The following is a 15,990-nucleotide window of genomic DNA, read 5'->3' on the forward strand; positions in this document are numbered from 1 at the left end:
ATTTCGCAAATATCTATTAATACATAATACAGAAAATCATCTTAAAAGGGTATATTAAAAACTACTATAAAAGGTGTAGTTTTTTTGTGATGAGAAAAGGGTATTTTTGGGAATTTATTATTCTTTTGTGATGAGAAAAACACTTCTACTTTTTCTTTTGATTTCCATAGTTTCTAAAGCTCAACTCAGAAAAAGTGAAGTGTACTTTTATATTGATACTACATCAAGTAAGGAACTAAAAGATATAACAGGCAACCAACAATTTAAAAAAGCAAGAAACAACATTCCTAGTGTAGGTATAAATTGTTTTCCTGTTTGGACTAAGATGTCTGTTAAAAATACCTCTAAAGATCCACAAAATCTTTATGCACAAATTTTGGTTCCAATCATGGATTCAGTACAATACTTTGTAGTAAAAAATAAGACTATGCTCTCCAAATCTGAAAAAATGGGTTGGTGGGCTGTTTTAAAAAACAAAAAATCTCCCAATCCAAATAATTCTTTTATTTTTAGCATAAAAGGATTGGAAACGATTGAAATCTATGCAAAAATATTAAAGACTCATGGCACGGTAAGAATACCTCTTCAAGTCGAAATAGAAAAAGATCACTACAAAGAAATGACCAAAAAAAGTGAGTTTTGGGGGTGGTTTCTTGGAATGGGCTTTGTGGTCATATTCTTGAATTTATTTCTTTATTCTTTGGTAAAAGAAAAGGTCTATTTATTCTATTCACTCTATGTGTTTTGTCAGATTTTCAATCTCGATAGCAGCGAGGGCGTACATTCAAGCTTATATATGAACGGTCTGTTAAGTATTTCGGGTAGAAGTGTATATTATTTTTCAATGACCTTATTGATTATTTCAAGTATTTTATTCGTTAAATCTTATCTCAAAATAAAAGAACTACAACCCAAAATATTCTCTAAAGTACTCTCTTTTTTGATTTCTGTAGGCTGTATTTATGTGCTACTATTGGCTACCCCTGAATCAATAATGGATTTAATTACGACCAAAAAAGTATTTATTTGGGTTTTCTTTGCTTGGTTTTTTGTGTCTATCACTTTCGGATTTTTTGTGATTTTTTACGCTATTATTAAAAATTTAGAACGAAAAACTGCCTATTTGTATTTAATAGCGGGGATGCCCCTTTTTTTGGTCGGAATTTCACAAATGTTAGGAAACATCACAGTATTGCCGGTTGAATCGTCAGCACAAAGAAGTTATATTTTAATACCCGCAATAATTTTTGAGATACTTGTACTTTGCTGGTGGTTAGCAATTAGATTTAAAATGTATTCTGATGATCGTAAAAATCTTTTACTTGAACGCAATAAACATCAACAAATAGTACTAGAGACCGGGACTAAATTTCAAAATCAAGAGAGAAATAGAATGGCAAAAGAACTGCATGATGGAGTCGGAATAGATATTTCTATAATTAAAATGAAATTAGAGGCTATAAATTTAGATTTACTAAAGAAAGGCCAAACCACTGAAACACATGAAATTGAAGATACCATAAAAAGCATTGATAATGTCGTAACCGAAATCAGAAATTTTTCACATAATCTTGTCCCTCCTGATTTAGAAAACAATGGTTTAGTGCATGTTTTACAAAATTTAATTCATAACCTGCAAAAAGTGATCCGAGCAGTTGAAATAAATTTTACAACCAACATAAAAACTAAAATACCAATTGAAATATCACACCATTTGTTTTTTATCGCCAAAGAGCTTATGAATAATGCCATCAATCATGCAAGTTCATCAATAATAGACATTGAGCTAATGGATTATCCATCGCGATTCGAACTGTGTGTCTCAGATAATGGCAAGCAATATGATTTCAATTCAGCAATAAAAAAAGGAGGACTTGGTCTAAGAAGTATTCAATCCAGAGTCGAACTATTAAATGGGACTTTTGAAGTAATCGCAAAAAAGCCTATGGGTAGTTTTCATCAAATTATTATTCCAAAATAGCGGTTTTTTTACATTACCAGTATCCTTTCCATTTTGTAATTCTACTCACCTAAAAACGAAATTTTACAATTATTTATTCAAACATAAATTATTTTTAAGAAGCATATTAAATTTATTATGCTAAGAAATTTTTCAAGAAAATGGTAAAATAGAATTTCAGTCTTAAATTTTTGCAAAATATAAAACGCTACTTTTATGATTATTTTTCAAAATAATATCTCAGGATAATCACCACAATATTTTACAAGCATTGCAGTGTTTTTGAGGTTAAGTTTTGACAAAACATTCTTACGGTGTGTACTCACAGTAAGCGGACTAAGAAATAACCTTTCGGCTATCAACTCATTGGTAAGGCCATCAATAATTAGTTTTATGACTTCCTTTTCTCGCTTGGTTAAATCGGGCACATAAGCCTGATTGGGTTTTCTCCCTGCCACACCCAATGCCAAGATTGTAGTGATTTCGGGACTCATATAAATCTGACCATTCATGACCGTTTCAATCGCATTTTGTAATTCCGAAATTCCGAGATTTTTCACCACATAGCCATCCATGCCACTCCTCAAAGCTTTTTTTATGGTGTTATAATCATTCAGCATTGTTACAGCCACGATTTTTATGTTCGGAAAGTCTCTTTTGATAATTTCGGTTGCCTCTATTCCACCCATTTGCGGCATCTCCAAATCCATCAGAATCAAGTCTATTTTCTGATTTTGACAATGCTCTATTACTTCCTTGCCATTTTTTGCATCGCCGACGATGTGCACGTCTTCAATTCTCGAAACGAGCATACTGAGCCCTTCGATAAATAAAGTATGGTCGTCGGCGATGAGGAGATTCATATTATTTAATTAATGAATATTTATAATACTACAATTTAACAAAACCTTGACTTATCTTTTTCTAACTTCTGGTTTTGGAGGAAGCGTTTTTCCGCTGGCTACTCTTGCGTTCTTTTGGTTCCTATATTTCGGGTGCGGTATAGCCATAGCCATTGAACCAAAAACCATTATGCAAATTAATAAACTTAGTGTCTTTTTCATGTTTTTGATATTTTTTTAGTTACAGTTTGAGTAAGCGTATGTTTTGATATAGGTCTGTTTTTCTATGGCATCTACAGAGGCTCGTTCTATAGTGAAATTATTGGAATTATACTTTCGGGTAGCCTTGAAGTCATAATAAACACGCAATTTGTTGGTAAAATCAGACCAATTTTCATCAAGCTGAGTGGATACTTTTCCTGCTGTTGCTAAAGAAGTTTTAGGGTTAAAATTAAATGGGGTTGAATAAATGAGATCACTAGTAAAGTAAGAAGGGTCAAAAGGATGTCCTTTAATCATGATTTCATAAGATTTCTTTGTTGCGTCTGTTTCATAACTATTCACTATATATTGGTCTAAGATCTTCCCTTCCAAAGTTGCTTCACTTTTCGAGAATACACCGTTAGGTCCATTATATTCAAAAACCGCTACCACACCATCTCTTTTTTGAACAAATTTTGTTATTCGTTTTTGAGCATCCATGGTTACCGTAAACTGCTCCGTAAGTTGTCCTTTTGGGTCTTTAAAATCAACCCTTGTCAACAAGCCATTGGCATCATAAATATAATCATCTGTATATCCGTCTTCACTAGTGGTTTTTAGCAAATTCCCTGCTGCATTATACTCATATTTTAATGGCACTTCAACGATTTTTCCATTGTCTTCATAAGTAAGAATCGTCGAAGTTAGGCGGTTGTTGGCATCGAATTTATAGACTTCATAAGTGCCGTCATCATAGGAAATTTTTTGAATGAGGCAGTTTGTTTCAACCGGTTCTGCATCCGCGTCAGGCTTTTTACAAGAGATTGATAATGCTATCATTATCAGGACAAATAGTGTTTTTTTCATGGTAATAATCTTGTTTTGATTTATATTACAAAGTTCTATATTTTGATAAAGTCATAAATCAACCTAAAAGTGTATATTTATAAATACCACAAAAGGTGTAGTGTATAGAAGAACTGAGGTTTTTAGTATAAAATATCGATTCGTTCTGTGTCAGGCTTTAGGCTACTTTACTGTATTGAAGTAACGTATCCCTGTTTTTTCTAAGACGGTTTCTGCATTCAATATTTTCGAAAAATCAGGAACAACAGTGTAGAAAATAGCATCCGTAAAATGAATTTCTTTAGAATTTAAAGATTCAAAGTTGAGCTTTTGCCAAAACTGGCAACCAGAAAGAAGTATTCTTTCCACCGAAACATTGTCCATCTCAAAGTCATCTCCGAATTTACTTCCATCAAAAAAGACGCCCTTTTTGAAGCGGCTAAAATTAAAGCTCATAGGCGAGAACGTTTTTTGAAGGGAAAAGTCGATATTTTCTCGAAATTCTGCTTCACGAAATATCGCTTCTCCTTCCCACTTACAGGATTGAAAATATCCAATTTCGTTAAAAATTGATTTATTGAAATAGGCATTTTTTCTAAAAACTGCATTTTGAAAAAACACTTTCCGTCCGAAAATGACATTTGAAAAATTTGCATCATGTCCGATCACTGCGTTTTCTAAGTGTAGTTCACCATGTAATCTACTTTCCGCGAATGCCAAAGAAGTGCCCACAATGGCCCCATTGAGCAATATATCACCATAAAAAGTACAATTATGAAAGCTCAAATTTGTTTCAAAATTCGAAAGGATAACCTTATTTTTGCCTTCGTTGTATCCTTTTATTTTACCTTTGAACTCACAATTCTGAAAATATAAGGGACTAGAGATTTTTACTCTACTCAGCAAGTTTGATTCCTCAAACGCCTGAAGTTTTGTAAAATCAAGGTCTCCTTCTATAGTTACATTTTGAAAAGAAACGGGCTTGTTCTTTCGTATTAATTTTATGATGCTTTCTGCTTTTACTACTCGAAGCTCTTGAGCTATAACAGTGCTTTTACTCAAAAATAAAACTATAAATATTCCACAAAAAACCTTGGTACTATTTTGGATTAATGTCATTGCTTGGGTCCATTTTTGCCTTGTTAAATGCGTCTACTTTCTTTTGAAAATCACCATTTAGTTTATGGCTTTTGATCATACCAAAAATTTCGTCTGTGGAGTAGGCGTTGGGGTTGATCTCGTTAGTAGCTGTGCGAAATTTTAATTTTTGCTCGCTTTGTTTACTATATTTTGTGTTGTTTCTAAAAGAAAAATCGGAGCCGTTGGTGCTCATACGAGCCCCTTGACCATTTTTAAATAAAATCGGGTTTTCTGTGGTATAAAAAAAGTTATCGTCCTCGTCATACTCTTTAAAAATATCGCTGCCGTCAGCAATTAATATCAAATAGTAGTTGCCGTTTAAGGTTGAAGGCAATGTATATTCCACTTGGATATTCTCTGTGCCAAAAAGCATGTTTGCAAAATCACCGTTGGGGGGAATCGTTACATTCAAATCGCATGATTTTTCGCTGCAAACAAATTTATTTTCGGCCACATTCTGATTTGTAAAATTATAATTGAAAATTATCCCATAGTCATTGGCATTGTAGGCATTATAGTATATGTAGAATGCATTCCACGGCTTGTTAACACGAGCTGGTTGTGTGCCATCATTATAAAAATTAAATAACAATTTTCTTGAGGCAGGATTTTTGGTTGTTGAAAAAGTAGAAATGTCTTCATCAACCCATGAAACTAACTCTACGCCAGTAAGTTGTGAATTATTTACTGGTGGAGGGTTGCTAACTTCTGTATTTTTTATGGCAGCATCGCTCATGGTAAGTAAAACACCATTGCCATTAGAATCTCTTTGTAAAAATGTGTTTATAAAAAAGTTATAATCAACCCAAATAAAACCATTATTCCCCCAATTGCTTCCCCAAGAATTTACTACCTTAAATGCTCCGTTTACGCCTTTTTTGTCGTCATATCCAACAATGGCCATGCCATGATAGGCATGTTGACCAACCGAATTAAAAGTAGTTTGCGATGAATAAACATTTGCCGAATTCCAAGACATGAAATTATCAGAAAGTCGAAAGCCCGCGATTACTGGAATTCTATTGGCTATTTGTTGTTTTATAGAAAACACGTCATCATCAATAATTCTATAGTTTTTAATTTTATGCTTTCCTGCTTCGGTCGTCCATGAGGATTGTATGGAAGACGACAAACAAGACCCCAGATTGGAATAAGGAACTGTTGCCATGGTGGCAGCTCCTCTGAACTGTAGCATTTCCATGTTTATCAAATATGAACTTCCATTACAATCGGCCCCTTTAGAGTTGCCTTCGGGTAATGAGGTAAACAAATCTTTGGCACTTATTTGATTGGTTGCCTTAGACAAATCTGATGCTTTGTACCCGAAAGATAGGGCTTCAGTAGCAGTCTTTCCATAATAGCCTGCTGCCCAAGAAATACAAGTTCCATAACTTCCCTGACTTGCCACAGGCGGAAGTAGCTCAGACAAATCAAAAGAGGTTGGTAAATTTGTATTTGAAGCAAAGCCAAACTTTACATTGTTGGGCACCTTTCCAAGGTTTTCGTTTCCAAGCCATCCAAATCCAAAAGCTGGTTTGTCGTCATCAGCCTGATCCGTCGGCGAAATAGTTTCGGCTAACTTACACGAAGACATGAAAATCATGTTCACCATAAAAAAGGCAATTAAAATCGAGGGTTTTTTCATTAGATTAATATTTATAAATGGCTATTTTTAAACATTTTACGAACATTGTTTTAATTATCATTTGCAAAACTCTTAAAAATTAAAACCCTATAAATCAACCAAAAGCAGTATTTTAAAAAATACCACAAAAGGTGTAGATAAGTAGAGCATCGAATGTGTAAATTTGGTTTTTTGTGAGAGATAATTTAAGAAAGGTAGGTTTACTATCTATTTCAATAATTATATCTATTACCATACCAGCCATTTTATAATGAAATCTTTCACCTCAATAGTAGTATTACTTTTTTTTACTTTGCAGCCTCTTTTTGCTCAAAAAAGTCAAAACATTCCTGTTTTTTATTTAAAAGATTCGAACTCCAATTTTAACATTGATAGCCTTGAATCAAAAAGTAAAGCGTTTTTAGTTTTTGAAAATAAGCGACTTAGCTATGGACATGAAAATAAACCCCATTGGCTCAAAATCTCTATAAGTAATAATGACACGATATCTCAAAAGAAATTGCTAGAAGTAGATTATGCTTTTTTAGAAGAAGTAAATCTATTTATTATTCAAAATGGAAAGGTAATCTTCAAGTCTGATACGATTGGTTGGAAATATCCTTATGAAAATCGAGTTTTTAAGCATTATAATCCGGTCTTTCCCATTACAATTGATGCCAAAAGCTCACAAACGGTTTATCTTCGAATTTTCCGTAGATACATTTCTTTAATACCTCCTATTAAAGTTTGGGACGAAGGCGATTTTTACCAAAACGAGATCAATCGTAAATTTATCTGGGGTGGTTTTGGAGGAATTTTGCTTTTAGCTTCTTCATTTGGAATGATCCTTTTTCTTAGTTTGGGCAAGAGGCTTTATCTATTGTATGCTCTTTATGTGACAATGGCATTATTGTATTCTTTAATAGACAGAGGGTTTTTTTTCGAATACTACAATGATGGTTTTTTGGGCTTCTATAAGAAAAACTTTCGTCAACTCTTAATGAATTTAAATATTCTGTTTACGCTACTTTATGTTAGAGCGTATGTATTTCCGAATTATAAACTTACGTTTTGGCTTCTTCAGATTTATAGATTTTGCATTCTTCTATGTTTTTTAGCCATATCGCTATTATGGTTTGAAAAGTATTCAAGTGAGCACCATATTATTATTTCTGATAAAGCAGCTCTACTTTATCCTTTTGCATTTATCACCCCGGCTTTATTTAGTTTTTACTTAGTTTTTTATAGTTATTTTAAAAAAATTGACGTGTTAGCCAGCAAATTCTATATGATTGGTGCTTTACCATTGGTACTCTTTACGGTTTTAACAAATTTAAGGCATTACAATTTAATCCCTAATTATTGGTTTCTCGAAATTGAAGGTGCCATGCTGGCTTATATTTTTGACGTTCTAATATTGGCTCTTGGATTAGGCTATCGTTATAAAATGCTACGGGTCGAAAAGGAAAAATTGGTAGAAGAAAAAAAACAAAATCAGCTATTGGTTTATGAAAAAGGGCTAGAACTGCAAAATCAAGAGCGTAGCAGACTGGCCAAAGAATTGCACGACGGTTTGGGAATTGACATCTCGATTATAAAAATGAAACTAGAAGCCCTGAATATGGACTTTGAAAAAAAAGGAATCAAAGTCAAGGAGTTTTATGAAACTATTGCCAACCTCGACAACGTGGCAAGCAATGTCCGGAGTTTTTCACACAATATTATGCCTCCAGATTTGAAAAAAAACGGCATTGCGATTGTCTTAGAAAACTTAGTTTATAGTCTACAAAAACTAAACGCCAATATTGAGATAAATTTTACGACCAATGTCACCGATAAACTCGATGATAAATTATCACAAAACTTATACTTTATCGCTAAAGAATTAATAAATAACGCCTTAAGGCATTCTAATGCTTCCATAATTGATGTGGAACTAATGAAGGAAAACAACCAAACCGAGCTAAAAGTCTCCGACAATGGTATAGGTTATGATTTTGAAAAGGCCCTAAAAAAAGATGGTTTGGGTTTAGAAAGTATTAATTCAAGAGTAGCTTTAATGAATGCTCAAATAGAAATAACCAAAAAACCTTTAAATGGCATTTCGCATAAAATAATACACCTTGGTAAATCGTGAAAACAGCTCTTCAATGTTAAGGTTTCTAGACTAAAAACCCTTTATTTGTTTTATAAACAACATTTATGTGTTCAAAAAAATGTTGGATTCTGCATGGAAATTCTGCAAAAAAATCATTTTTAATGTGCCGATTCATCGCTAAACTTAATTCTAGATTTATCTATTAATGTTTTTTTAAATATGTATTTCAAAATAAGGTTTGTATAAAATAGGGCAAATGCCTTATTGAGTTCTTTTTTTTTCATGGTCAAATTTGTAACATCATAAAAACAAAAGCCATGAAAAAATTATTGTTGATTCTTGTATTGTTTACTGCATTGACTTCTTGCGAGGAAGAATCAGACCCATCAGTAAAAGAAGTTGCGTGTAGAATACAAAGTCTTAAGATTGAATCTGTTGGAGACATACAGTATGTCTTTGATGCGAGCGATTTTTTAAAGGAAATAATTTTTTTAGCTGCCGATGGCACCAAATCTTCATCTGTTTTTGAATACAACGGCTCAGGAGATGTTACTAAAGCTACAAGCACAGATGGTAGTTATGACATCTATATCTATGACAACGGAAGGAAACTTACTCGAATTGATTTCTTTCAGGCCGACAAGTCTATGTCCAATCAGTTTGTAGTTACGATGGATGACAAACGTAGGATTACCAAAATTGTGTCTGAAACTTGGGGAGCTGAGGCCACCTATGAATACAACCATGCTGGGGGAAAACTTTCTAAGATTGTGGTTAAAGCCGACGGAGTAATATTTGATCAAACTGATGTAATCGCATATGAAACAGACCCAACAAAAAAACATTATGAATTGCATTTTAAAGGTCTAGCTTTTAATCCATCGTTGCCAACAAATGATATGCTATTATATGCTCCACTCAATTACAAACCCTATTCTGATCTTTGGACAGCTTCAAAGTTTTCGGATGAAGTAGACGATGATGGAAACCCAACTGGAAAACTTGAAGTTTATGCCGAAAATGAAGTAACCTATACCTACAACACCAATAACTATTTAAATGGGCTTACCATCAAAAATAAGCTTTCTCCCGATATAGTCAAACAAGTAATAAACTACACGAATTGTAAATAATTTGATATTCAAATTTAATGTTAGTATGAAAACAAATTTTCTAATAGTTTGTATGGTCTTTTTGGCATCATGCAAACTGTTCCCAGATACGCTTAACCCCAACAATACGCCAAAAGAAGTTTTAATTTCTCAATTCGAAAAAGTGGGTTATAGCGATTTGCTGATTGCGAAAAACGGAACATATCATGCTGTTTTTCAGGAAAGTCCTGCTAATGGAAAACCAATTTATATCTATTATTCACAATCTTCTGATAAAGGCAAATCATGGAGTAAACCAATAACTCTGAGCGATGATGGCACAGGCAATGGTAGTGGATATGCCCGAATTATTGAAGATGGTCAAGGGATAATTTATGCTATTTGGAAGAGATACGGCAGTTCAAAAGTCCCTCAGCCAGATGCAAGTCTTGATGGCCCTGGTGGTTACGTGGCCGGCACGCTCATGTACAAGGTACTACAAGGAAACTCCTGGAGTAGTCAAAAACGTCTTGCCGACAACGATTATACGCAGTTTTCTTGGTTTGCCAATGTTGACCCTGCTGGTACACTCCGGGTTGTTTGGTCGCAAATTAGCAATTTGTCTTCGGCTACAAATTGGATCAATTATTGGTACGCCGATTGGGTTCGAGAGGCAAAAATGAACGGTTCCAATTATTCAATTACAGCTTTAAACAACCCTCTTCCCGCAGAATATCCAACTGGGCCGCCAAAAAGAGCTGGGTATAACAATTTGGATGGATACTATGACAGCAATGGCAAGCTTCACTTTGTGGGTGAAACGCTCGACGACGAAGGTGTACAGAACGTTATTTATTTCAATGGAACGGGTGCTTTTTCTGTTTATAAATATCCCAAGTTTTCAACGAATAACACTTTCATGAATCCCCCGCGGTTGGTAGTGGATGATAATAACAGAGACCATGTGGTTTTCCAACCCAGCAGCTCTACGGTAAGTACTGACCAAATCTGGGACATCACTCCACACAATGGCCAAAAGAAAATAATTGGAGAAATAGCTGCAAAAGGGGCTGAAATCCAAGGTTTTCAGGTTAGTCAAGGCCCAGGTGGAAAATATGGTTTAGTTATACAAGCGGGGGGATTGGTAGAATCAAACCAAACCTTGGGGGTCTTTTATTCTAATGGAAAGTTTGAAAATTTAAACCTTTCAAACAACGAAGCCAAAGACTCTTTCTTTACTCAAGAATTTCAGACAATTTCTGGCAAATCCTCGTATCTATCGCTTCTCACTCTATTTCTGACAGACCATACCAGTGTAGAATACGATAATTCGGGAAACCGAAAAATCTTGATGACAATCTCCGAGCAATCTATTGGAGGCGGTTTTAGAATTAGTAGTCCTTCTTTATATTTTATAAATATTGACTAACATGAAAACTTTATCAATTTCAACTATTTTTTACTTATTGGTTTTGGGAATCACTTCACAAAGTTGCAAAATTACTGAAGCCCTTGAACCCGACGATGATGACACAGGCAACGAAACTTCTAGTGCATTGTATAAAACGGGTTGGCTTGGAAACGATAATTTGGCAGAAACTCCAAACAATATCCGTTTTGGTTTTGCATCTTCTACTACATTGCCAAGTTCATTCGATAATTCCAAGCTAATGCCTCCAGTAAAAAGCCAAGGCCAATACGGTACTTGTGTATCATGGGCTACGGGTTACTACGCCAAAACCGCAACAGAAGGTATAAGCTTCAACTATGGAACCGCCGAACTAGCCAACGAAAAAAATCAAATAAGTGCCAAAGACTTATTTACATCACTACCTGAAGGCAACTCAAAAGGTGACAAGTGCGACGGAAGCAGTTATATAGTCAATTTCGAAATGCTACAGAAACGTGGTGCGGCCACTTTGGATGTGGTACCCTATACAAACCTTGGCGACTGCTCTTCTTCAGCTATACAAACATCTTGGACCAAAAGTGCTGAAAATCACAAAATCAAAAACTACAGAACCATAGAAAGTAGTGTGGTGGCCATAAAACAGCAAATTGCAAACAGAGTGCCGGTAGTAATGGGGGCTAAACTTTCTGACAATTTTATGAGTTGGAACAGCGACAATGTCCTGTCTTCCAATACTACATTCAACAACACAGGGCAGCATACTTATCATGCACTTACTATTGTTGGATATGATAATAACAAAGGCCTCAACGGAGCATTTAAAATCATAAACTCTTGGGGCACTGGCTGGGGTAGTAAAGGATTTATATGGATAGATTATAATTTTCTGATAAACACATTTTTGCAGAGAGACCAAAACGGTAATGGCGTTCTGATGGTCATGAGCGACGGTGCCAGCAAGCCTAATGGCGACCCTACTCCTCCCCCACCAACAGAAGTTGACCAAGTGTCAGGTATAGAGTTGGTTTCTTGGGTAGAAGAAGACTATTCTACTGCTACTGAAACAAAAACGCCCAGTTCAAGGTCCGTAGTTTTTGATATTTACAACGACGGAGAGTTTACGGCCACACCTGTAAATCCTTGGAAAGTCTATTATTTATATTATAACTCAAAAAATGCCAACGACTACGGAATCATTTTTAATTACAATTTTACGACAAAAAATCTTGCTCCAAACAAGTATAATTGTGCTTCTGGTAATTCCTGCGACTTTAACCTATCCATTCCTTCGTGGAGTAGTTTTTCGGAGGAATTGTTTGGCTCAGCCGAAGGTGTTTTGGTAAATTATACGATGCCTTCAAATCTTACAGGGTCTTATTATATAGTATTGGTGTCAGATGCAGAAGATGTGTTTCAGGAATACGACGAGGATGATAATTTCTTCTACACCACAGACGACCCAATTATATTCAGAAATGGAGAAGGCGGAAAAATTAGTTTCAAAAGCTCAGGAAAGGTATTTTCGTTTAAAAATACACTTTCAAAGAACAGCCCCACAGAACAAAAAAAACAGTTTTATAGCACCATAACACCCAATAGGTTAAATGATTATTCTCCAGAAGAAATTGGAGACTTTATTGCACAAAAGAAAAAGTCTGGTGAGTTAGACAGAAAAATTAAAGCTTATGAAAACGATCACCGAAACAATATTTCAATTGAGCCCTACCTTAAAAAATAAATATTGGTTTTGGTTGCTAGTTTTGGGTTCATTCTTGAACACAACAGCCCAAAAATTCGAAATAATTGAAGCCAAGAGAATTATATCTCAAATAAAAAAAGGTAAACCCATAAATATCGAAAAAGTAGAAATTAAGGGAGACCTTGACTTTACAAAGGTCGGATATTTCAGAGAAACCAAACAAAACGCAAGGGTGTTTATAGAAACCCCCATATCTTTTAAAAATTGCAAATTTCGAGGTCAAATAATTGGTTTTAAAGAGATTAATGACTTAGCCATTGCTAGTACATTTACCAAAAATTTTACTTTTGTCGATTGTGTATTTTATCAAAATATTAATCTCAACAGCACTTCTATTAATTCTGTAAGTGATTTCTCTAGTTCACAATTTTATGGTGAAGTACATTTTGAGAACTCCATTTTTGACAAATCAAGTATTTTTAACAAAACCATTTTTGCCAAAGAATGCTATTTCCAAAATGCTAGGTTCAGATCTAATCTAGATTTTTCAGAAAGTATATTCAACCATAACGCCAACTTTCAAGGCACTGATTTCTATGATTTGGTTCTATTTAGATTAGCCGAGTTTCGTGAAAGTGTAGATTTCTCACTTTGCACATACTTCAAAAATGCCAGTTATAATTTTTGTAGCATCAAAAACAAAGGTCTATTTAATAACTGTCGTTTCGAAGCTAGGTTAGAATTTGAAAACATAAAAGCAAATAAAATAGAAATGGAAGAATGTGTTTTTGAGAATGAGGTGCTTTTCAATGAGATCGATAGTCCTTTTTTTAGCATAAACAAATCGTTGTTCTACAAAGAACTTCCAACCTTTAGCTTTAAACAAAAAAATTCCACTCTTTTTACATATGATGATGCCAAAAATTTAGGTCAAAAGTTACTGGAAATAAGGTAGATATTGATCTTTTCTATCCTGAGAAAACTAAAACACATTTGAAAATTTTATCTTTGAAAAAACTTACTTTATCGAATATTTAAAAAGTAATCGACCTTATCCCTCCTTTATTTTTTACTGACTTGTGAACAAACGCAACTCCTCTATCTACTATTTCATCAAGATTGAATTTTTGTTAAAGGATGGTTAAAAACATCCAACTTTGAATTTTCAGGATTAATATTGAACTTTGAAAGCCAAACTTTCAAGACCTAGCCATTAAAACCTAAAATTTTTGCATGAAAAAAACCTTCTTCTTCCTGATTCTCTGTGTCTTTATATCTAATATTTCTCATGCCCAGATCTACGTTTTAGAAACCCAAGGACAGGTTTCCCTAAATGGAAAAGCACTAAAAAAAGGAGACGAAGTTTCAGAAAAAGCAATCTTAATTTTCGGAAAAGAGAGCAAACTTAACCTCCTTTCTCCAAGCGGATTTATAAATATTAATAGCAATATCCCTAATATAAACACCACAGAATTAGGCATTTTGATAAAAAACCAAGAGCTTTCAAAAAGTACATCTACCCGCTCTTTTTCTGAATCAGAAAATATACCATTAGAAAAAGAATTGACCAACATGATGGATATTTTGGCAGGAAATGGCCAATCATTTGAACAAAACTATGGCAATTACATAGAACCCTATCTGAAAAGCCGATTCGATGAAAATGCCGTAAAAAAAGCCTTTGATTTTTTACAAAACAATTTCGACAAAAGCCCGCCCACACTCACTGGTTTGATGAGCGACGAAGCTCAATATCAATCCATTCCACAAGTTTCGAGACTCATTAACAGGTCTTACACAAGTCTACCAGAGCGGTTTTCGTTGAAAGAATATTGCCCGAAACCCGGTTTGCAACAATACAGCGACTGCGTAGGCTGGTCTACCACTTACGCCGCCCGAACGATTCTTTACGCCATCAAGAACAACATACAAAACAGACAAACCATTACCGCTGAGACCTTTGCTCCTTCGTTTACTTACAGTCAAATAAAATCTAGCCAAACCGAAGCTGCGTGTAACCAAGGCTCTTACATTCAAGATGCCGTCAAACTTATTAAAGATTTAGGATCCATCAAAAACGTTGACTTTGAGTACAGCTGCTCCCCTGTTATCGAAAATCAAGACGTAAGAATTGCATCAAAATTCAGAATCAAAAACTATAAACGTCTTTCGGGAGATTACAATTCTGACCGCAGCCAAATGATGGAAAACATCAAAAAAAGTCTATCAGAAAAACGCCCCGTAGTGATTGCCATGGAAGTTTATGATTCGTTCCAAAGACCAAGTGCTTCAGCCACCAAAGGGCTTTGGGAAGGCAAAAAGGGCAAAATGGTTAGCCGACATGCCATTACGGTGATTGGATACGACGACACAAAATATGGCGGTGCATTTGAAATCATCAATAGTTGGGGTACGTTTTGGGGAAACGAGGGCTTTATGTGGCTTAAATACAAAGACTTTGCAGCAGTAACCTACGAAGCCTATGAAATGGCTGATTATGAAGCCTCTACACCAAACAATACCAAGGCCGACTTGGCAGGAAGTTTTGAGGTAATATTAGACAATGGCAATAGCATGCCGGTGAGATTAAATAGTTCTACAACCGAAACCGTAAACTACACCGCCACCAAATCATACAGCACAGGCACACAGTTTCGTTTGAGTTTTACCAACAACCAACCCGCTTATGTATATTTACTAAGTTATGGCACCAACACCCAAAAAGTGAGTAATATCTTCCCTTTTGATGGATACAGTGCCCTTTTAGATTATTCCAAAAACGAAATTATGATACCCAACGAAGATTATTGGGTACAGATGGACAATAATATCGGTACGGATTATCTTTGTATATTGTTTTCGAAAGAAGAATTAGACATAAAGGCTATAGCCAAACAAATGCAAAGGCAGTCAGGAAGTTTTGATGCCAAACTAAAGGCCGCCCTTCAAAACAAAATGGTAGAAAACAGAAGCATAAAACTAATAAAAGACAAGATAAGCTTTGATGCCAAACTTAATGACAAAACAGTAATCCCTATTACGCTAGAAATAAAACATGTGAATTAAAACCCATGAATT

At 34.7% G+C, this 15,990-nt stretch carries 12 protein-coding genes; 7 read left to right on the forward strand and 5 right to left on the reverse strand.

The genetic code is table 11. The features are described 5' to 3' along the window. Window positions 1-130 precede the first annotated feature (130 nt). The gene (locus EGI24_RS00505; RefSeq protein ID WP_255046196.1) at window positions 131-1,981 is read left to right on the forward strand and encodes a 7TM diverse intracellular signaling domain-containing protein; all 1,851 of its coding nucleotides are present in this window, start codon (window positions 131-133) and stop codon (window positions 1,979-1,981) included. A 206-nt stretch (window positions 1,982-2,187) separates the two neighbouring features. Here the strand turns inward: EGI24_RS00505 and EGI24_RS00510 are convergent, their stop codons facing one another. The 5 genes from EGI24_RS00510 to EGI24_RS00530 form a co-directional block, all read right to left on the reverse strand. Further along, the gene (locus EGI24_RS00510) at window positions 2,188-2,823 is read right to left on the reverse strand and encodes a response regulator transcription factor (RefSeq protein WP_255046197.1); all 636 of its coding nucleotides are present in this window, start codon (window positions 2,821-2,823) and stop codon (window positions 2,188-2,190) included. A gap of 51 nt (window positions 2,824-2,874) precedes the next feature. Continuing rightward, entirely contained in the window at window positions 2,875-3,024 is a 150-nt protein-coding gene (locus EGI24_RS00515; RefSeq protein WP_255046198.1) for a hypothetical protein, read from the reverse strand. Window positions 3,025-3,039: 15 nt separating this feature from the next. After that, window positions 3,040-3,870 (reverse strand): RHS repeat domain-containing protein, encoded by an 831-nt coding sequence (locus EGI24_RS00520; protein WP_255046199.1) that lies wholly within the window; start codon window positions 3,868-3,870, stop codon window positions 3,040-3,042. Window positions 3,871-4,032: 162 nt separating this feature from the next. Continuing rightward, window positions 4,033-4,968 carry a pentapeptide repeat-containing protein gene (locus tag EGI24_RS00525; RefSeq protein WP_255046200.1) on the reverse strand — a complete coding sequence of 312 codons (936 nt, stop codon included), beginning with the start codon at window positions 4,966-4,968 and terminating at the stop codon, window positions 4,033-4,035. Further along, window positions 4,949-6,634 (reverse strand): C1 family peptidase, encoded by a 1,686-nt coding sequence (locus EGI24_RS00530; protein ID WP_255046201.1) that lies wholly within the window; start codon window positions 6,632-6,634, stop codon window positions 4,949-4,951. Before EGI24_RS00530 ends, EGI24_RS00525 begins: the two co-directional genes overlap by 20 nt. Before the next feature lie 250 nt (window positions 6,635-6,884). Between EGI24_RS00530 and EGI24_RS00535 the strand changes: the two genes are divergently transcribed. The 6 genes from EGI24_RS00535 to EGI24_RS00560 all read left to right on the forward strand — a co-directional run bounded on the left by EGI24_RS00535 (window position 6,885) and on the right by EGI24_RS00560 (window position 15,978). After that, complete coding sequence (locus EGI24_RS00535) at window positions 6,885-8,750, forward strand: 7TM-DISM domain-containing protein (RefSeq protein ID WP_255046203.1); 1,866 nt, start codon at window positions 6,885-6,887, stop codon at window positions 8,748-8,750. A 278-nt stretch (window positions 8,751-9,028) separates the two neighbouring features. After that, window positions 9,029-9,844, forward strand: a complete 816-nt coding sequence (locus EGI24_RS00540) for a hypothetical protein (protein WP_255046205.1) — start codon at window positions 9,029-9,031, stop codon at window positions 9,842-9,844. 25 nt (window positions 9,845-9,869) lie between these two features. Beyond that, window positions 9,870-11,231, forward strand: a complete 1,362-nt coding sequence (locus tag EGI24_RS00545) for a sialidase family protein (protein WP_255046206.1) — start codon at window positions 9,870-9,872, stop codon at window positions 11,229-11,231. 1 nt (window position 11,232) lies between these two features. Further along, window positions 11,233-12,951, forward strand: coding sequence for a C1 family peptidase (locus EGI24_RS00550; protein WP_255046207.1), 1,719 nt, complete (start codon window positions 11,233-11,235; stop codon window positions 12,949-12,951). After that, a complete protein-coding gene (locus tag EGI24_RS00555; protein WP_255046208.1) occupies window positions 12,899-13,867 on the forward strand; it encodes a pentapeptide repeat-containing protein in 969 nt (322 codons plus the stop codon). Before EGI24_RS00550 ends, EGI24_RS00555 begins: the two co-directional genes overlap by 53 nt. A gap of 278 nt (window positions 13,868-14,145) precedes the next feature. Then, the gene (locus EGI24_RS00560; protein WP_255046209.1) at window positions 14,146-15,978 is read left to right on the forward strand and encodes a C1 family peptidase; all 1,833 of its coding nucleotides are present in this window, start codon (window positions 14,146-14,148) and stop codon (window positions 15,976-15,978) included. Window positions 15,979-15,990: the final 12 nt, after the last annotated feature.

The organism is Lacihabitans sp. CS3-21, from assembly GCF_024343675.1.
GTDB lineage: Bacteria > Bacteroidota > Bacteroidia > Cytophagales > Spirosomataceae > Leadbetterella.